The sequence below is a fragment of the Inhella inkyongensis genome, assembly GCF_005952805.1.
GTDB classification, from domain to species: Bacteria; Pseudomonadota; Gammaproteobacteria; order Burkholderiales; family Burkholderiaceae_C; genus Inhella; species Inhella inkyongensis.
In genome coordinates this window covers 3,089,838-3,106,669 of sequence record NZ_CP040709.1, presented here as the reverse complement: position 1 = coordinate 3,106,669, position 16,832 = coordinate 3,089,838, and the positions used below count along the sequence as shown (strand labels likewise).

General features: G+C 67.7%; 15 protein-coding genes. 11 read left to right on the top strand and 4 right to left on the bottom strand.

Features of this window, described 5'->3' with window-relative positions:
* Genes FF090_RS14700 through FF090_RS14690 form a run of 3 tightly spaced genes read left to right on the top strand, consistent with a single transcriptional unit; the run spans position 1 to position 5,131 of the window.
* Entirely contained in the window at positions 1 to 1,095 is a 1,095-nt protein-coding gene (locus tag FF090_RS14700; RefSeq protein WP_246071433.1) for an efflux RND transporter periplasmic adaptor subunit, read from the top strand.
* Complete coding sequence (locus tag FF090_RS14695) at positions 1,096 to 4,185, top strand: efflux RND transporter permease subunit (RefSeq protein WP_217502991.1); 3,090 nt, start codon at positions 1,096 to 1,098, stop codon at positions 4,183 to 4,185.
* 1 nt (position 4,186) lies between these two features.
* Positions 4,187 to 5,131, top strand: a complete 945-nt coding sequence (locus FF090_RS14690; RefSeq protein WP_138857432.1) for an alpha/beta hydrolase family protein — start codon at positions 4,187 to 4,189, stop codon at positions 5,129 to 5,131.
* On the opposite strand, the gene FF090_RS14685 is transcribed toward FF090_RS14690, so the two are convergent.
* A complete protein-coding gene (locus tag FF090_RS14685; protein ID WP_138857431.1) occupies positions 5,128 to 6,252 on the bottom strand; it encodes an FIST signal transduction protein in 1,125 nt (374 codons plus the stop codon). The genes FF090_RS14690 and FF090_RS14685 overlap by 4 nt on opposite strands.
* Before the next feature lie 279 nt (positions 6,253 to 6,531).
* Between FF090_RS14685 and FF090_RS14680 the strand changes: the two genes are divergently transcribed.
* Positions 6,532 to 7,365 (top strand): substrate-binding periplasmic protein, encoded by an 834-nt coding sequence (locus FF090_RS14680; RefSeq protein WP_138857430.1) that lies wholly within the window; start codon positions 6,532 to 6,534, stop codon positions 7,363 to 7,365.
* 52 nt (positions 7,366 to 7,417) lie between these two features.
* Here the strand turns inward: FF090_RS14680 and FF090_RS14675 are convergent, their stop codons facing one another.
* Complete coding sequence (locus tag FF090_RS14675) at positions 7,418 to 9,367, bottom strand: transporter-like protein (protein WP_175423675.1); 1,950 nt, start codon at positions 9,365 to 9,367, stop codon at positions 7,418 to 7,420.
* Between the two features lie 26 nt (positions 9,368 to 9,393).
* On the bottom strand, positions 9,394 to 10,833 hold the full coding sequence (locus FF090_RS14670; protein ID WP_138857428.1) for a cryptochrome/photolyase family protein: 1,440 nt from the start codon (positions 10,831 to 10,833) through the stop codon (positions 9,394 to 9,396).
* Between the two features lie 52 nt (positions 10,834 to 10,885).
* Between FF090_RS14670 and FF090_RS14665 the strand changes: the two genes are divergently transcribed.
* The 7 genes from FF090_RS14665 (at position 10,886) to FF090_RS14635 (ending at position 16,343) form a co-directional block, all read left to right on the top strand.
* Positions 10,886 to 11,695 carry a substrate-binding periplasmic protein gene (locus FF090_RS14665; protein WP_175423674.1) on the top strand — a complete coding sequence of 270 codons (810 nt, stop codon included), beginning with the start codon at positions 10,886 to 10,888 and terminating at the stop codon, positions 11,693 to 11,695.
* A gap of 49 nt (positions 11,696 to 11,744) precedes the next feature.
* Complete coding sequence (locus FF090_RS14660) at positions 11,745 to 12,308, top strand: YqgE/AlgH family protein (protein ID WP_138857426.1); 564 nt, start codon at positions 11,745 to 11,747, stop codon at positions 12,306 to 12,308.
* Between the two features lie 120 nt (positions 12,309 to 12,428).
* On the top strand, positions 12,429 to 12,827 hold the full coding sequence (gene ruvX, locus FF090_RS14655; RefSeq protein WP_138857425.1) for a Holliday junction resolvase RuvX: 399 nt from the start codon (positions 12,429 to 12,431) through the stop codon (positions 12,825 to 12,827).
* Complete coding sequence (gene pyrR, locus FF090_RS14650; RefSeq protein ID WP_138857424.1) at positions 12,824 to 13,333, top strand: bifunctional pyr operon transcriptional regulator/uracil phosphoribosyltransferase PyrR; 510 nt, start codon at positions 12,824 to 12,826, stop codon at positions 13,331 to 13,333. Before ruvX ends, pyrR begins: the two co-directional genes overlap by 4 nt.
* On the top strand, positions 13,333 to 14,295 hold the full coding sequence (locus tag FF090_RS14645) for an aspartate carbamoyltransferase catalytic subunit (RefSeq protein WP_138857423.1): 963 nt from the start codon (positions 13,333 to 13,335) through the stop codon (positions 14,293 to 14,295). Before pyrR ends, FF090_RS14645 begins: the two co-directional genes overlap by 1 nt.
* A gap of 3 nt (positions 14,296 to 14,298) precedes the next feature.
* Complete coding sequence (locus tag FF090_RS14640) at positions 14,299 to 15,591, top strand: dihydroorotase (RefSeq protein WP_138857422.1); 1,293 nt, start codon at positions 14,299 to 14,301, stop codon at positions 15,589 to 15,591.
* Between the two features lie 8 nt (positions 15,592 to 15,599).
* Entirely contained in the window at positions 15,600 to 16,343 is a 744-nt protein-coding gene (locus FF090_RS14635) for a lysophospholipid acyltransferase family protein (protein ID WP_138857421.1), read from the top strand.
* Position 16,344: 1 nt separating this feature from the next.
* Here FF090_RS14635 and FF090_RS14630 read toward each other — a convergent pair whose 3' ends face one another.
* Positions 16,345 to 16,830 carry a DUF4124 domain-containing protein gene (locus tag FF090_RS14630; protein ID WP_138857420.1) on the bottom strand — a complete coding sequence of 162 codons (486 nt, stop codon included), beginning with the start codon at positions 16,828 to 16,830 and terminating at the stop codon, positions 16,345 to 16,347.
* Between the last annotated feature and the right edge of the window lie 2 nt (positions 16,831 to 16,832).

Genomic DNA, 16,832 nt, shown 5'->3' with positions numbered 1-16,832 from the left:
ATGACGATGCAGAAAACTTCTCTGTCCCTGGCCTTGCTGATGTTGCCGGTCTTGCTGACACCCCTGGCCCAGGCACAGGACGCCAAAGCGGGTGCCAACCCTCCTGCCGCCGCCGCCAAACCGGCTCTGAATGTGCGCCTGGTGTCGGCTCAGACCCAGAGCTGGCCCCTGACCCTGGCCGCCACCGGCACCTTGGCTGCTTGGCAAGAGGTGGTGGTGGCCAGCGAGACCGGCGGCCTGCGCCTGGCCCGTGTCGAAGCTCAGGTGGGTGACCGCGTCAAGAAGGGCCAGCTGCTGGCTCAGCTTGGCACGGCCACGCTGGAAGCCGAACTGGCCGCCCAGCGCGCCGCATTGCAAGAAGGCGAGGTGGCGGCGCGCGATGCGCAGGCCCAGGCCGATCGCACCAAGAGCCTGGCCGGCAGCGATGCGGTGTCGCCGCAGCAGCTCGACCAAGCCGCCGCTGCAGCCGCCGCCGCGCAGGCCCGGGTGGCAGCGCTGAAGGCGCAGGCGCGCAGCGCTGAGCTGCGCCTGGCCCAAGCCCAGGTGCTGGCGCCCGATGACGGCGTGATCGCGACCCGCGAGGCGGTACTGGGCGCCGTGGCGCAGCCCGGCCAAGAGTTGTTCCGTTTGATCCGCCAAGGCCGTCTGGAATGGCGCGCCGAGGTGCCGGCTCCCGACCTGGCGGCCTTGCGAGCCGGCCAGAGCGTGCGCATCACCCCGGCGGGTGGGGGGGCGCTGGAAGGTCGGGTGCGCGTGGTGGCACCCAAGGTGGATGCGCAAACGCGCAACGGTCTGGTCTATGTCGATCTGCTCAACCCGGGCACTGCGCGCGCTGGCATGTTCGCGCGCGGCGAGTTCCAGCTGCAGACCGGCTCGGTGACGGCCCTGCCGCAAGCCGCCGTGCTGCTGCGCAACGGCTTTGCCTATGTGTTCAAGGTGGACAAGGACCAGCGCGCGCGCCAGCACAAGGTGGAGCTGGGCCGGCGCCAGGGTGATGCGGTGGAGATCAAGAGTGGGCTGCAGGCCGGCGAGGCTGTGGTGGCTCAGGGCCTGGGTTTCCTGGCCGATGGCGACCTTATCAAGGTGGTCAAGTAAATGTTGAACGTCTCTTCATGGTCCATCCGGCGGCCGGTGCCGTCCATCCTGCTCTTCATCATGCTGACCGTGGCCGGTCTGCTGGCGTTCAAGGCGATGAAGATCCAGAACTTCCCCGACATCGACCTGCCCACCGTCATCGTCACGGCCAGCCTGCCAGGCGCAGCGCCGGCGCAAATGGAAACCGAGGTGGCGCGCAAGATCGAGAACTCGGTCGCGTCCATCCAGGGGCTGAAGCACACCTACACCAAGGTCTACGACGGCGTGGCCACGGTGGCGGCCGAGTTCCGGCTGGAGAAGCCCACACAAGAGGCGATGGACGATGTGCGCGATGCGGTGGCCCGCGTGCGCTCCGACTTGCCGGCCGAGCTGCGCGATCCGGTCATCAGCAAGATGGACCTGGCGGGCTCGCCGGTCTTGGTCTACACGCTGGCCTCGGAGCGTCGGGATGAGGAGGCGATCTCCTGGTTCATCGACAACGAGGTCACCAAGAAGCTCCTGGCCGTGCGCGGCGTGGGCGGCGTGGGCCGGGTGGGCGGTGTGAAGCGCGAGGTGCAGGTGCAGCTCGACCCGGACCGCATGTTGGCCCTGGGGGTGAGTGCGGCTGAGGTCTCGCGCCAGCTCAAGAACGTGCAGCAAGAGGCGCCCGCGGGGCGTTCGACCATCGGCGGCATCGAGCAATCGCTGCGTGCGCTGGCCACGGTGCAGACGGCGCAGGAGTTGGCGGCTCTGGACATCCCGCTGATGGATGGCCGCCATGTGCGTCTGGACCAGATTGCCAAGGTGCAGGACGGTGTGGCCGAGCGCCGTTCGGCCGCGCATCTGAACGGCAAATCGGTGGTGGCTTTTGAGATCACCCGCGCGCGCGGTGCCGGCGAAGTCGATGTGATGCATGGCGTGCGCGCCGCGCTCGAAGAGATCAAAACGGCCAACTCGGATCTGCAACTGGTCGAGGCCTTCAATTTCGTTGATCCGGTGGTGGAGAACTACGAGGGTTCGATGAGTCTGTTGATCGAAGGCGCGGTGTTGGCCGTGCTGGTGGTCTGGCTCTTTCTGCGCGATGGTCGCGCCACCTTCGTCAGCGCGGTGGCGCTGCCGCTATCGGCCATCCCGACCTTCCTTTTCATGCACTGGATGGGCTTCACGATCAACATCGTGACCCTGCTCTCGCTCTCGCTGGTGATCGGCATCTTGGTGGATGACGCCATCGTCGAGATTGAGAACATCATGCGCCACCTGCAGATGGGCAAGACGCCCTTTCAGGCGGCGATGGAGGCGGCCGACGAGATTGGCATGGCGGTGATCGCCACCACCTTCACCCTGATTGCGGTCTTCTTGCCCACGGCCTTCATGAGCGGGGTGCCGGGCAAATTCTTCGTGCAGTTCGGCTGGACGGCGGCGTTGGCGGTGTTTTTCTCGTTGGTCGTGGCGCGCATGCTCACGCCCATGATGGCAGCTTACATGTTGCAAAGGCCCAAGAAGGAGCACCCGGAACCCTTCTGGATGCCGACCTATATGCGTTGGGCCAAATGGTGTTTGCAGCATCGGGGTAAGACCTTGGCCGGTGTGGTGGCCTTTAGCGTGGCCAGTTGCGCACCGCTCTTCATGGGGGCGATTCCCGGCGCCTTCATCCCGCCCGACGATCTGTCACAGACCCAGGTCTATCTGCAGCTGGAGCCGGGCAGCCGCATCGAGCAAACCGTGGAGTTGGCCGAGGCCGCGCGTGAGCGTGTGGTCAAGAACCCGCATGTGAAACTGGTCTACACGGCCATTGGTGGCGGCGCGGCTGGCTCCGACCCCTTCCAGGGCAGCGGCACGCCCGAGGTGCGCCGCGCCACGCTGACGATCAATCTGACCAAGCGCCAGGAGCGCCCCGGCGTGACCAAGCAGATGATCGAGAAGGACCTGCGCGAGCGCCTGGGCGACTTGACCGGTGCTCGCATCAATGTGGGCTTTGGGGGCTCGGCCGAGAAGTACATCCTGGTGCTTTCGGGCGACGACGGCGATGCGCTGCTGGCGCACGCCACCCAGGTGGAGCAGCAGCTGCGGACCTTGAAGGGCATCGGGCAGGTGACGAGCAGTTCCAGCCTGCAGCGCCCCGAGTTGGTGTTGCGGCCTGACTTCGCGCGCGCGGCCGATCTGGGGGTGAGCACGGCTGCCCTGGCCGACACCCTGCGCATCGCCACCGCCGGGGACTATGACCAGTTGCTGCCCAAGCTCAACCTGGCCGAGCGCCAGGTGCCGGTGGTGGTCAAGCTGCCGGACGGCGCGCGGGCCGATCTGGCGCTCATCAAGCAACTCACGGTGCCGGGTAGCAAAGGCCCGGTGCCCCTGCAGCAAGTGGCCGATCTAGAGCTCACTGCTGGGCCGGCGCAGATCGACCGCTTCGACCGTGCACGCAATGTGAACTTTGAGATCGAGCTCAATGGCCGCGCGCTGGGCGAGGTGGCGGCTGAGGCCGATCAGTTGCCGGCACTGAAAAACCTGCCCTCGGGCATCCAGAAGACCGTGACCGGTGATGCCGAGGCCTTTGGCGAGCTGATGTCCAGCTTCCTCTTGGCCATGGGCACGGGGGTGGCCTGCATCTACATCGTGCTGGTGCTGCTCTTCCATGCCTGGGTGCAGCCGGCCACCATCCTGGTGGCCCTGGTGTTGTCCATCCCCGGCGCCATCCTGGCCCTGTTCGTGACGCAGACCGATCTGTCCATGCCGGCCATGATCGGCATGATCATGCTGATGGGCATTGCCACCAAGAACTCCATCCTGCTGATCGAGTACGCGATCAAGGCGCGCGACGAGCGCGGCTTGAGTCAGCTCGACGCCCTGCTGGATGCCTGCCACAAGCGCGCCCGACCCATCGTGATGACCACGTTGGCCATGGGCGCGGGCATGCTGCCCATCGCACTGGGCTTTGGCACCGACCCCTCGTTCCGCGCACCGATGGCCATCGTGGTGATCGGCGGGCTGATCACCTCGACCTTCCTGAGCCTGCTGGTGGTGCCGGTGGTCTACACCTGGGTGGATGACGGCGTCGCGTGGTCGATGAAGCAAATGCGGCGTTGGCGCAAGCCTGCGGTCGTGGAGTCCTGAGATGAAGCGCCGCCTCTTCCTCCTCAGCGGCGCCGCCGCCACGCTGTGCGCGCGCGGTGATGACGCCGCGCCGCCGCCGCCCTGGCTGCATGAGGAATGGGAGTGGCAGGACGAAGCCCGCGAGCGCGCGGTGCCGGTACGGATCTATCGGCCCCGTGAAGTGCAGGGCCCGCTGCCCCTGGTGCTGTTCTCGCACGGCATCGGCGGTTCGCGGCGTGGCTATTCCTACCTTGGGCAGCACCTCGCGGCCCAGGGCTTTGCCAGCCTGCATGTGCAGCATGTGGGCAGTGACCGCGCACTCTGGGGTGCCGGCAGTCCTTTCGGACTAATTGGCCGGCTGCAGGCGGCCGCCGCGCCCTCCGAGGCCTTGAACCGCGTGCGCGATCTGCGCTTTGCGCTCGACCGCGTGTTGGCGCAGCCGTCGCTGGCCCTGGATGCAGGCCGCATCGCCGTGGCTGGTCATTCCTATGGTGCCAACACCAGCCTGCTGCTGGCCGGCGCGGCCGTGCCGCAGGCCGATGAACTGGCTCTGGCCGACCCGCGCATCCGCGCGGCGGTGCTGATCTCCAGCCCGCCCTTGCATGGTGTGCCCGAGCCCGAGCGCGCCCTGGCGGCGGTGCGCCTGCCCAGCCTGCACATCACCGCCACCGCGGACGACATCGTGATCCCCGGCTATCGCAGCGGCGCGCATGAACGCATCGCATTGTTCGAGGCCATCGGCAGCCCGCTCAAGAGCCTGGCGGTGTTCGAAGGCGGCTCGCACTCGGTGTTCACCGACCGTGCCAACACCGGCGGCGTGGTCGCCAACCCGCGCATCAAACAAGCCACCAAGGAGTTGGTGGCGGGCTTCTTGCAGGGCGTGCTGGGCGATGGCGACCTGAGCCAACTGAGTCCCTGGCGGCAGCGCCACCAAGAGCTGTTGGCGCGCTGGGTGGGGCCGGGCTAGGGAGCCGCTTGGGGCCAGGGCAGACAGACCAGGGTGGCGTTGTGGAACTGGGCGCGGTCGCTGGGGCGGATCGCACCGATCTCGCCCAGTGACAGGGCGCCGAGTTGGATCTCGGCCTGTATCCGGTTCTGCAGGATCTCGAGTTCCTGCTCGGCTCCGGGGCCGAGATGCATGCGCCGGCCCGCGCAGTAAAAGGTCAGCAGTGGGCGACGCTGCCAGGCACCGTTTCCCATTTCCAGCTTGCGGGCCAGATGCCCCATGCAATCGCCCTCATTGGCTGCGGGCGCGCGCAGCAGCAAGATGCCGGCGTCCAGTGGGATCTCGCCGATGCAATGCAGCGCACCATCGAGGTCCACCTCGACCGGGATGCGCACCGTCAGCGAATCACCACCGCGAATGACGCCGAAGGGGTAGTGCACGCCGTAGCGATAGAAGCTCTCGCGGTCCAACTCCACGCCGTATTGGCTCAGCGCAAGATCACGATAGGCATCGATGGCCGGTGCCGCATTGATGCGGGCAATGCGATTGCCCTCGCTCACACTGCCGCCGATGGCGCGCTCCGGTTCGCTGAAGCCATGCTCCAGTGCTGCATGTTGGCCAGGCGGAAGGGCCAGGAACAGGGCGCCGCGGTCGATGAGTTGGTGCGCGTCGAACAGGCAGGGGGTAGGTGCAAAGGTCTCGCTGCCCGCATTGGCTCCGGCCAGGTCAATGGCACCCGGTAGTTGGGTCTGCAGCATCTCCACCTGGCTGGCAATACGAGGTAGCAGGCCATCGAAGAACAGCAGCAGGTGGTCGCTGGTCGTTGCCAGTTCCCGGGCCGCATTCAAGAGTCGTGTGTCGGCATCCGGGCCGTCCAGTTCGCCGACCAGGGCCTGGGGCATGGCTTCGGGCAGACGCAGCAACACCACACCGTGTTGGGTGAAACCCGTACCTACGATGAGGGCTGGGAACACCGCGCCCGCCAATGTCACGCCGCGGGTACCACAGGCGGCCTGCAGGCTGGGTATGTGGGCACGGTCTGGTTCCGCCACCAGGGCCAGTACACCCATCGCGGGTGTTTCGAGCAACCACTGATCCAGGCAGTCGTTGATCGCGCTGGCTTGCATCGGCAGATGGCGCATGAGCAGGCTTCCTGTCAAAACAATGGCCCCATCCTAGGCGCAGGCGCATGCCAGTGCCGCTTCTTGAGCGGCAGCCCGCGTCACCCACCGAGTTGGATTCCGCATCGACTGGCGGTCCCGCTCCGGTATGGGGCGGGAGCCACAGTGCCAGCGCCGGTTGGAGACAGTCTCAAGCCGCTGTCAAGACCATCGCGGTGGCCGCAGCGGCCTATTCGGGTGAATCAGGGGGGCCTTCGCCTTGAGACTGACGTGGAATTGGGGGCTGCAGAGGGACCCACCATGACCAGTCATCCACAGAAGCAGGAAAGTGCCCGGGCTTGGCGCCGACGAATCTGCCTGTTGGCAGCCTGGGCTGGGGGCGTCGCTCTGGCGCAGCCCGATCCTGCCCCTGCATCCAGGCCGATCCTGCGGATTTATGCCTACCACCTCAAACCACCCTTCTTGCTGGACAAGGCAGGACGACGGGGTCTGTATCCGGCCTTGGTCGCGCTCCTGCAAGAGCATTTGCCTCAGTGGAAGCTGGAGCTGAGCTACTTGCCCCGCAAGCGATTGGATCTGCTGTTAGAGGCGGGGCAGTTGGATGGTGCGGTCATTGGTGTCAGTCCGCTTTGGTTCAGCCCTGAGGTTCGGGCGGCCAATGCCTGGACCAACGCCTTGCTGGAAGATGCTGATTTGCTGATTTCGTTGCGTTCCCGGCCGATCTCATTCGCAGGCCCGAAGTCGTTGCGCGGGATTCGCTTGGCGCTGCCACGCGGCTATCTGGTGCCGGGCGTGAATCAGGCCATCGCAGCCGGGGACATTCAGCGCACAGAGCCTGAAAGCGAGGTGAATGCGATGGCCATGCTGGTTCGCGGGCACGCAGATGCGGTGGTCGTCACCGAGCTGACCTACCGAGCCTGGCTGCTGGACAACCCGAGTTGGATCAACCGCCTGGTGCATGACGTCCCGCCTTTGGGACGCTTCGAATTGGGGCTGTTGGTGCCACCTCGCCTAGCCGGAAGTTTGCAGGCGCTGAATGAAGCGGTCTCCCGAACACGCCGCAGCCGAGCCTGGGAAGCGTTGATCGCCTCAGAGCTCGGGCCTGCCAAGGAGATCCTGCTGGCGCCCCCGTGAAGTCAGCACGGGCTATTGAAATGGCGGGATGGCGGCGGTCTGTCGCTACGCGCTAAGCCCTGGGTGGGCAGAGGAAACTCAACGGCGCCGCGCGTACTCGTTGCCGCAATGCCTGCATCAGTTCGCGTCTGTCCCTGAGTCGAATGCCTCGCGAGCGCAGCGCCACATGGAAGGCCAGCGCAAAGCTCACGCCGACGTTCAGGAGGCCGATGCCGGCAATGCACAGCAGCGCCAGCCAGAACTCGGTCGTGTGCAGCAGGGGCAACCCCAAAGCACCCAGGGCGGCAGCCAGTTGGCCCGTGGCCAGGGTGACGTGGCGCACCTCCAGCCCCAGGCCCACAAAGCCGGCCAGCGCCGGCGTGAGGCCCAGCAAGAAGCCCAGCGACACATTGGCCACCACCCCCGACACATGGCTGCGCCACCAGGCCGCCCAACGCGCGCAGCGCTCGGGCCCCAGCACCCGTCGCAGGCGTGGGTTCCACTCCAAGGCGCTGTCCATGCGATGCAGCACAAAGGCGTTCTCGGCCCAGCCGGCAATCAAGGAACTGGCAAACAGCAGCACCCCGGTGAAGGCCGCAAACAGCAGGCTGGGCCCCCAGAGCTGCAGGCTGTGCAGCGCATAGTGGGCCGGTGCCTCGCCCACCAGCGGGGCGCCAAACAGAAGTTGGCTGAGTCCCTGTGCGGCCAGCACCACCGGCGCGCACAGCGCCACATTGCCCAGGATGCCGGCCATCTGGGTGCGGATCAGCGCCGCCACTTTGTCGACGAAGGCGCTCAAGGCCTGCTGGCGCTGGGCCTCGTTGCCGCTGGGCCCCAGTTGCCCCAGGCTGTCGGCCAGGGCCGGCGCCGTCATGGCGGGCTGTTTGGTGGCGACCGTCCAGTGCAGCAGCATCACCAGCACAAAGCTGGCGGCGTAATTGGCGCCGGCCCAAAAGCCGCTCCAGAAGGCACTGAGTGCCAGCGCCCCGATGGCGAACTTGATGAAGGTGGTTCCGGCAATCACCAGCCCGCCGCCCGCGGCGCGGCGCAACATCTCCCAGTACTCGCCGCGGTCGCGGCTGATGTAGTGCTCACCGGTCTCAGCGTGGCGTTCGGCAATCAGGCGCGCCAGCAGGGCCGAGTGGCGCGCCAGCAGCGGCCGAATGCCGCGCTGCTCGGCGCCACATTCCAGCAGGCGATGCAGCAGGGCGCTCCCGGCGCCGGGGCCTTGCAGACTCACAGCCAACAGCTCTTCGAAGCGCTGCAGGCGCGCCTCCAACTGCTCGATGTTGAACACCAGCTCGATGGAGACGCCTTGGCTCTCCAGTTCTGGCCAGACGCTGGCCAGCGCCTCGCGTGCTGGGTCCAGGCTGGCGCGCAGCAGGGCGGCTTGCTGTAGCGCCGCTGTGGTGTCCCCGGCCTGCAAGGCGGTCAACAGCTGGGCGCATTGTTCGGGCAGGTTGCGCAGGGGAGGGTGTTGGCGCCAAGGTGCGGCCAGGCGGCGGCGCAGTTCGGCATCCTGCGCGGTGGCGCTGATCTGGGTGGCCAGCAGGCGCAGGGCGTCCTGTGCGGCGGCCCGGGGCGGAGCCAGCAATGCGAGCAGGCCTTGTTGGGTCGACGCCGGCAGGGCCGCGATCCAGCCTTGGTCGCCGGCCACGAAGGCCAGGTCGAACAGGGCGCCGAGTTGATCGGTGTCGGCGCTGGCGGGCAACCAGCGCAGCGCCACGCGGCGGCGCAGCTCGCGCAGCAGTGAATAGCGCTGCGCGATGCCGTACTCGGCCAGCAGGCTGGCGCTGTCGACGCGTGCCCACAGCGCGGCAAAGTAAGCCTGGATCTGGGCGCGCAGACCGGCGTCGCCTTGCAAGCGCTGCAGCAGGTAGTCGGCGCGCGCCGCTGCAGCGTCCAGGCCCTCGGCCGCTCCGGGCCGCAGCCAGGCCACCAGGGCGATCAAGGCCAGCTGGCTCTCGGCACGCGGGCGCTGCGCGTCCAGAGGCTGCAGCAGGGTGTCCAGTGCGGTCGTCATGGCGCGCACCATAACGGCAAGCGGATTCAGTCCTTCGACAGCCCTCGCACCGCGCCATAGCGCGCCAAGGTCCTTGCGCGCCCCTCGGCGTGCAGGATCAGCGGCGCCGGGTAGTCCCGGCCCAGCACCACGCCGCCCAGTTCCAGCGGCGCAGCCTCCCAGGGGGCGTGCAGGGCGGCATCGCTCAGGGGCGCCAACTCCGGTACATAGCGGCGGATGAAAAGGCCCTTGGGGTCGAACTTTTCGCTCTGTGTGACGGGGTTGAAGATGCGGAACCAGGGCTGGGCATCGCAGCCGCAGCTGGCGGCCCATTGCCAGCCGCCGCTGTTGCTGGCGAGCTCAAAGTCCAGCAGCTTCTGCGCAAACCAGGCCTCGCCGCGCCGCCAGTCGATGCCGAGTGTCTTGCACAGAAAGCTGGCCGTCACCATGCGCAGGCGGTTGTGCATATAGCCCGTTTGGGCCAGCTGGCGCATGGCGGCGTCCACCAGCGGAAAGCCGGTTTGCCCTGCACACCAGGCCTCAAACCAGGTGTCGGCCTCGGCGCCTTCCTCCCAGGCAATCGCGGCGTACTCGGGTTTGAGTGGCCCATTGACCACTCCGGGGTGGTGATGCAGCACCTGGTGATAGAAGTCGCGCCAGATCAGCTCGGACAGCCAGGTGGCGGCGCCTTCGTCGGCAGGGCGGCCGAGGGCCTCTCGCGCCAGCTCCCGCACCGAGACCAGCCCGAAGCGCAGGGCCGGGCTCAAATAGCTGGGGCCCTTGCGGGCGGGGAAGTCGCGCGTGTCGGCGTAGGCGGCCAGTCGCTGCTCGCGGAACTCGGCCCATAGGGCTTGGGCTTGGGTGGCTCCGCCGCGAAAGCGCGGGTGCAGGTCGGTGGCTTCGAAGCCCAGTTCGGACAGGCTGGGCAGGCCTTGGGCCAGGGCGCTGGGCGCCAGGTGCTCCAGTTGAGGCCGGCGCTCTGAAACCCGGGCTGCGTCCACGGTGCGCAGCCAAGCCTTTTTGTAAGGCGTGAAGACGGTGTAGGGCCGGCCTTGGCCGGTCAGCAGCTCGCGGCGCTCAAAAACGGTGACGTCCCGCACCGAGTCGACGCGCACCGTGGCGGGCAGGGCGGCGCGCACGGCCTGGTCGCGCGCCAGCGCAAAGGGGTCGTCGTCATGGGCGAACACCAGGCGTTGGGCGCCGCACCGCTGCAGCAGCTCTGGGATCTGCTCACGGGCGCGGCCGCTGCGCACGATCAGGCCCAGCCCGGGGTGGCGCTCGCGCAGCTGCGCCTCCAGATCCAGTAGGGCCTCCAGGATCAACTCGACGCGGCGGTCCTGACGCGGCAGGGCGTCAAGGATGTCGGTGTCGAACACAAAGGCCAGCAGCACCGGCGCCCCGTCGCGGCAGGCCAGCTCCAGGGCGGCGTGGTCGTGCAGGCGCAGGTCGCGGCGCAGCCAGACGAGGGTGGGGGCGGGTGAGCTCATGGCATTGATGGGGAGCAAGGGCGCCGATTCTGCGGCCCGCACAATGGGGGGCATGGATCGCCCTTCATTCCTGCCACCCCTTGTCGTGGGGGCGTTGATCAGCTCGGTGTTGTTCGTGCTGCCGCTGCGCACGGCGGTCGCGGCCGATCCCTTGCAGGTCCTCAAGGTCTGTGACGACGGCGCCGAGTGGCCGCCCTACACCTATTACCAGCGCGATGCCGAGGGACGGCCGACGCGTGCGGTGGTGGGCTATTCGGTGGAGGTGCTGAACCGCATCCTGGAGCCCTTGGGCTATGCGGCGCAGGTGGACTTGTTGCCCTGGGCGCGCTGCCAGTTGGAGGTGGAGCGTGGCGTGATGTATGTGATGGCGCTGAACGCCTCCCCGAGCCCGGAGCGTGAGCAGCGCTTCCTGCTCAGCCGGGCCTACTACAGCACCACGCATGCCTTCTTCTACTCCAAACGCCAGCGACCGCAGGGGCTGAAGGTCGAGCGCCTGGCTGATCTGGCGAACTACCGGGTCTGCGGCATCCATGGCTACAACTACAGCGCCTACGGTATCCCGCCGGCGCAGATGGATGCCGGGGCCAGTGAGCCGCAGCGGGTGATCGTCAAGTTGCACGCGGGGCGTTGTGATCTCTGGTTGGAGAAGTACGAGATCGTGGCGGGCACCCGGGTCACTGGTAGTGATCTGCTGGCCGACCCCGACCTGGGCTGGGGGCGGGTGCCCGAACTGCCGGGCGGACCGTTCCATATGTTGATCTCGCGCCAGCATCCGCAGTGGCTGGATCGCATCAATGCCGGGCTGGCGCGGATGGCGGCCGCCAAGGAGCTGGAGACGCTGCTGCGCCGCCATCTGCCCTGAGCCTCGGGAGGGGCAAATCTACAATGCGCGCCAACGCGCACAGGCCCCGATGGATCTCACCAATCAATTTCTTATCGCCATGCCGGGCATGGCCGACGACACGTTTTCTGGCGCCGTGGTCTATTTGTGCGAGCACAACGACCAAGGCGCCTTGGGGCTGGTGATCAACAAGCCCATCGAGCTGACCCTGGATGGGCTGCTTGAGAAGGTCGAGCTGAACCTGACGCGCGAGGACTTGCGCGGTATGCCGGTGTTCTTTGGCGGGCCGGTGCAGACCGAGCGCGGCTTTGTGCTGCACGAGCGCCTGGACGCCGAGGGCGGCCACTACAACGCCACCCTGGCCATCCCCGGCGGGCTAGAGATGACCACCAGTCGTGACGTGCTGGAGGCCCTGAGCCATGGCGCCGGGCCGCGCAAGCTGCTCGTCACCCTGGGCTATTCGGGCTGGTCGGCCGGGCAGTTGGAGGAAGAGATCGGCCGCAACGGCTGGCTCACCGTGGATGCGCAACCTGAGTTGATCTTCGACACCCCGGTCGAGCAGCGCTATGCCAAGGCCCTGTCGCTGCTGGGGATCGATCCGCGCATGCTCAGCCAAGAGGCTGGGCACGCATGAGCACGCCGGGCCGTTCCCAAGTGCGAATCCCGAAGCGCTTTGCGCGGAGGGCAAACCAGTGAACACGCCGGGCCGTTCCCAAGTGCGAATCCCGAAGCGCTTTGCGCGGAGGGCAGCCCAGTGAACCCGAGCCGCGCTGAGACCCTGCTGGGCTTTGATTACGGCCTGCGGCGCGTGGGCGTGGCCAGCGGCAATGCGCTGACGGGCACCGCCACGCCCTTGACGACCCTGCAGGCGCAGGGCAAGGCGGTGTTTGCGCCCATCGAGGCCCTGCTGCGTGAATGGCAGCCCGACGCCTTGGTGGTCGGTATCCCTCGCCACCCCGACGGCACACCGCACGCCATGACGGCGGCGGCCCTCAAATTCGCGGCCTCCCTTCGAGGCCGTTTTCACAAGCCCGTCCACGAGGTGGACGAGCGCTACACCAGCGTCGAGGCCGAGAGCCTGGGCGCAACGGATGTCGATGCCGCTGCGGCGGCCCTGATCCTGGAGCAATACATGCGGGAGCCTCAACCATGAGCGCCTTGGCCCTGGATGCCGAAACCCTTTATGCCGACTTGCTGACGCAGGTGCGCGCCTTCCTGACTCAGCCGGACTGGGTGGGTGCCCAACTGGTCGGCATCTGGAGCGGCGGCGCCTGGCTGGCCGAGCGCTTTCAGCGCGATCTGGGCCGCGCGGGCGCGCCGGGCTTGATCAGCAGCCGCCTGCACCGCGACGATTTCAACGCCCGGGGCCTGAGCAGCGGCACGGGCGCCACGCAATTGCGTGAATCCATCGACGGCAGCCCCATCCTGCTGATCGACGACGTGCTCTGGACCGGACGCACCACGCGCGCGGTGCTGAACGAATTGTTCGACTACGGCCGCCCGGCGCGCGTGGCCTTGGCGGTGCTGGTGGACCGCAAGGGGCGCGAGCTGCCCGTGCACGCCGAGCTGGCGGCCGCGCGCATCAGCCTGCCGGCGGCACAGCGTCTGCATTTGAAGAAGGACGGTGACACCTTGGTTCTGGACGTGGAGAGCGCCTGATGCTCAGCAAACGACACCCCCAGCTCAACAAGCATGGCGAGCTGAATCATCTGCTCTCGATCGAGGGCCTGCCCAAGGCGGTGCTGGAGCACATCCTGGACACCGCCTCGACCTTTGTCTCGGTCAGCGACCGCGAGGTTAAGAAGGTGCCGCTGCTGCGCGGCAAGTCGGTCTTCAATCTGTTCTTCGAGAACAGCACCCGCACCCGCACCACCTTTGAGATCGCGGCCAAGCGCCTCTCGGCCGATGTGCTCAATCTGGACATCGCGCGCTCGTCGACGGCCAAGGGCGAGACCCTGCTGGACACCGTGGCCAACCTCTCGGCCATGCATGCCGACATGTTCGTGGTGCGCCACAGCGAGAGCGGCGCGCCTTACTTGATTGCGCAGCACTGCGCGCCCCATGTCCACGTGGTGAATGCGGGGGATGGCCGGCACTCGCACCCGACGCAGGGCTTGCTGGACATGTACACGATCCGTCACTACAAGCGCGACTTCTCGCAGCTTTCGGTGGCCATCGTGGGCGACATCGTGCACTCGCGTGTGGCGCGTTCGGACATCCATGCGCTCTCCACCCTGGGCGTGCCCGACATCCGTGCCGTCGGCCCCAAGACCCTGGTGCCCGGCGACTTGCGCGAAATGGGCGTGCGCGTCTGTCACGACATGGACGAAGGCATTCGCGGCTGCGACGTCGTCATCATGCTCCGCCTCCAAAACGAGCGCATGAGCGGGGCCCTGCTGCCGAGCTCGGGCGAGTACTTCCAGCACTATGGGCTGACCGAGGAGCGGCTGCGCCTGGCCAAGCCGGACGTCATCGTCATGCATCCCGGGCCCATCAATCGCGGGGTGGAGATCGACTCGACGGTGGCCGATGGGCCGCATTCGGTGATCCTGCCGCAGGTCAGTTTTGGCATTGCGGTGCGCATGGCAGTGATGGCCATCCTGGCTGGAAATGAGGCCTAAGCAATGAAGCTCTTGATTGAAGGCGCACGCCTGATTGATCCGGCCAGCGGCCTGGACCGTGTGGGTGATCTGGCCGTGATGGACGGCCGCATCGTGGGCGTAGGGACGGCACCCGATGGTTTTTCGCCCGAGCAGCGCGTGGCCGCCGGGGGCGCGGTCCTCATCCCTGGCCTGGTGGACCTGCATGCACGATTGCGCGCGCCGGGCTCGGCGCTGGAAGGCGGCATCGAATCCGAACTTCAGGCCGCGGTGGCCGGTGGCGTCACCACCCTGGTGTGTCCGCCCGATACCGACCCGGTGCTGGACGAGCCCGGGTTGGTGGAAATGCTGATGCACCGCACCGAGCGCGCGGCGCTGGCGCGGGTGTTGCCGCTGGGGGCGCTGACCCGCAGCCTGGCTGGCGAGGCCCTGGCCGAAATGGGGGCGCTGACCCAGGCCGGCTGTGTGGGCCTGTCGCAGGCTGAGAAGCCGGTGCGCAACACGGCGGTGCTGTGGCGGGCGCTGCAGTACGCGGCCAGCTTCGGCCACAAGGTCTGGTTGCGCCCGCAGGACAGTTTCCTGGGCGGCGGCGTGGCCGCCAGCGGCCCCTTGGCCACGCGCTTAGGGTTGGCCGGCGTGCCAGCGATGGCCGAGAGCATTGCCCTGCACACCCTGTTCGAATTGATGCGCGCCACGGGTGCCGCGGTGCATGTGCAGCGCCTTTCCACCCACCAGGGCGTGGCCCTGCTGCGCGCGGCCAAGGCCGAGGGGCTGCCGGTGACGGCCGATGTGTCGGTGCATTCCCTGCACCTGATCGACCAGGACATCGGCTTCTTTGACACCACGGCCCGGCTGGAGCCGCCGCTGCGCCAGCAGCGCGACCGCGATGCGCTGCGCGCCGCGCTGGCCGATGGCACGATCGATGCGCTGGTATCTGACCACGTGCCGGTGGACGCGGATGGCAAGGCCTTGCCCTTTGCCGAGGCGCAAGCGGGCGGGACGGCGCTGGAACTCTTGCTCAGCCTGGCGCTGCACTGGGGTGCGCAGAGCGGATTGAGCCTGGGGCATGCGCTGGGGCCGGTGACGGGGCGTGCGGCGCTCGTTTTGGGGCGGCAGGCCGGACGACTGCAAGAAGGTGCGCCGGCCGATCTGTGCCTCTTCGATGCGGGCGCGCGCTGGTCCGTCACGCCGGAGCGTTTGCGCAGCCGCGCCAAGCACAGCCCCTTCGCGTTCGAGCGCTGCGGCATGGAGATGCCGGGCCAAGTGGTGGGCACTTGGGTGGCCGGCCGGCGAGTGTTCGGCGGCGCTGGCGCCTGAGGCCAACGATGAGGGCCTTGATGGGCGCCTGGCGCCTGCTGCGTGTCGTCATCCATGTCTTTGCGGGCGTGGCCATGCTGGCCCTGGTGTTTCCGCGCCGCGACGCCTTGGGTCGGCAATGGCATATCCAGCACTGGAGCCGGGGCCTGCTGCGCTGCCTCGGTCTGCGCCTCACCGTGGTGGGTGAGAGGGTGGTGGCGCCAGCGAGCTTTCTGGTCGTCAACCATGTGAGCTGGTTGGACATCGCCTGCGTGCAGGCGGTGCTGCCGCAGGCGCGCTTTGTGTCCAAGGCTGATGTGCGGCATTGGCCGCTGATCGGCTGGATGGTGGCGGCGGCCGGCACCCTTTTCATTGAGCGCGAGCGAAAACGCGATGCCTTGCGAGTGGTGCACCACTGCGCCGAGGCCTTGCGCGCCGGTGACACCGTGGCGGTGTTCCCCGAGGGCACCACGGGCACCGGGCCGGAGTTGCTGCCCTTTCATGCCAATCTGCTGCAGGCGGCCGTGAGCGTGGACGCGCCGCTGCAGCCCTTGGCGCTGCGCTACTTCACGGCCGTAGAACGCTTTGCCCAGGCCCCGGCCTATGTGGGCGAGATGCACCTGCTGCGGTCGCTGTGGCAGATCGCCAGCGCGAGTGGGCTGCAGGCGGAACTGAAGATCCTGCCGGTGGTGGATACGCAGGGCCTGGAGCGCCGCGCCCTGTCCGATGCGGCGCGCGGAATGATTCAGCGTGCCTTGAACGATTCGGCCTGAGTCAGCGCCGCGCGCAAGCCTCGCGGCCTTCGCGTTCCAGCATCTCGACCTCGCCCGATTCGGCCTTCCAGCAGCGGCTGCCCTGACAACCCTTGAGCTGGCCGTTGCGCGCCAGGTCCAGCAACTCGCGGTAGCGGGCGCAATCCCCTTGCGGGGCCGTGGGCGTGCCTTGTGGCCGGGGCGCGGGGCCGCTGCGTGCGCTCGGTGCTGCCGTCGATGCGGCTTCCGAGCGGCGCCGAATCGTGGCCTGCCAATCGTCCTGGCGCTGGAGCTGCTGCTCGCGGGCCTTGGCGGCGTCCACGGGCGCGGCCTGGGCCTCCTTCTTGCCGCTGACCAAGGTGGCATTGACCCCCGGTGGGGGTCTGTCCCCCATCACCGTGCTGCCGTCCGGGGCGGTCCAGCGGTAGATCTGCGCGCTGGCCGGCCCCATGACGAGCAAGCCCAGCACCAGTCTCAGGCCGGTCGCGGTACGCCGGGGCCAATCCATGT

What these genes read in the sequence shown, in the direction of transcription:
- FF090_RS14700 (WP_246071433.1), top strand. Translation starts at nt 1, where the DNA reads ATGACGATGCAGAAAACTTCTCTGTCCCTGGCCTTGCTGATGTTGCCG.
- FF090_RS14695 (WP_217502991.1), top strand. Translation starts at nt 1,096, where the DNA reads ATGTTGAACGTCTCTTCATGGTCCATCCGGCGGCCGGTGCCGTCCATC.
- FF090_RS14690 (WP_138857432.1), top strand. Translation starts at nt 4,187, where the DNA reads ATGAAGCGCCGCCTCTTCCTCCTCAGCGGCGCCGCCGCCACGCTGTGC.
- FF090_RS14685 (WP_138857431.1), bottom strand. Translation starts at nt 6,252, where the DNA reads ATGCGCCATCTGCCGATGCAAGCCAGCGCGATCAACGACTGCCTGGAT.
- FF090_RS14680 (WP_138857430.1), top strand. Translation starts at nt 6,532, where the DNA reads ATGACCAGTCATCCACAGAAGCAGGAAAGTGCCCGGGCTTGGCGCCGA.
- FF090_RS14675 (WP_175423675.1), bottom strand. Translation starts at nt 9,367, where the DNA reads ATGACGACCGCACTGGACACCCTGCTGCAGCCTCTGGACGCGCAGCGC.
- FF090_RS14670 (WP_138857428.1), bottom strand. Translation starts at nt 10,833, where the DNA reads ATGAGCTCACCCGCCCCCACCCTCGTCTGGCTGCGCCGCGACCTGCGC.
- FF090_RS14665 (WP_175423674.1), top strand. Translation starts at nt 10,886, where the DNA reads ATGGATCGCCCTTCATTCCTGCCACCCCTTGTCGTGGGGGCGTTGATC.
- FF090_RS14660 (WP_138857426.1), top strand. Translation starts at nt 11,745, where the DNA reads ATGGATCTCACCAATCAATTTCTTATCGCCATGCCGGGCATGGCCGAC.
- pyrR (WP_138857424.1), top strand. Translation starts at nt 12,824, where the DNA reads ATGAGCGCCTTGGCCCTGGATGCCGAAACCCTTTATGCCGACTTGCTG.
- FF090_RS14645 (WP_138857423.1), top strand. Translation starts at nt 13,333, where the DNA reads ATGCTCAGCAAACGACACCCCCAGCTCAACAAGCATGGCGAGCTGAAT.
- FF090_RS14640 (WP_138857422.1), top strand. Translation starts at nt 14,299, where the DNA reads ATGAAGCTCTTGATTGAAGGCGCACGCCTGATTGATCCGGCCAGCGGC.
- FF090_RS14635 (WP_138857421.1), top strand. Translation starts at nt 15,600, where the DNA reads ATGAGGGCCTTGATGGGCGCCTGGCGCCTGCTGCGTGTCGTCATCCAT.
- FF090_RS14630 (WP_138857420.1), bottom strand. Translation starts at nt 16,830, where the DNA reads ATGGATTGGCCCCGGCGTACCGCGACCGGCCTGAGACTGGTGCTGGGC.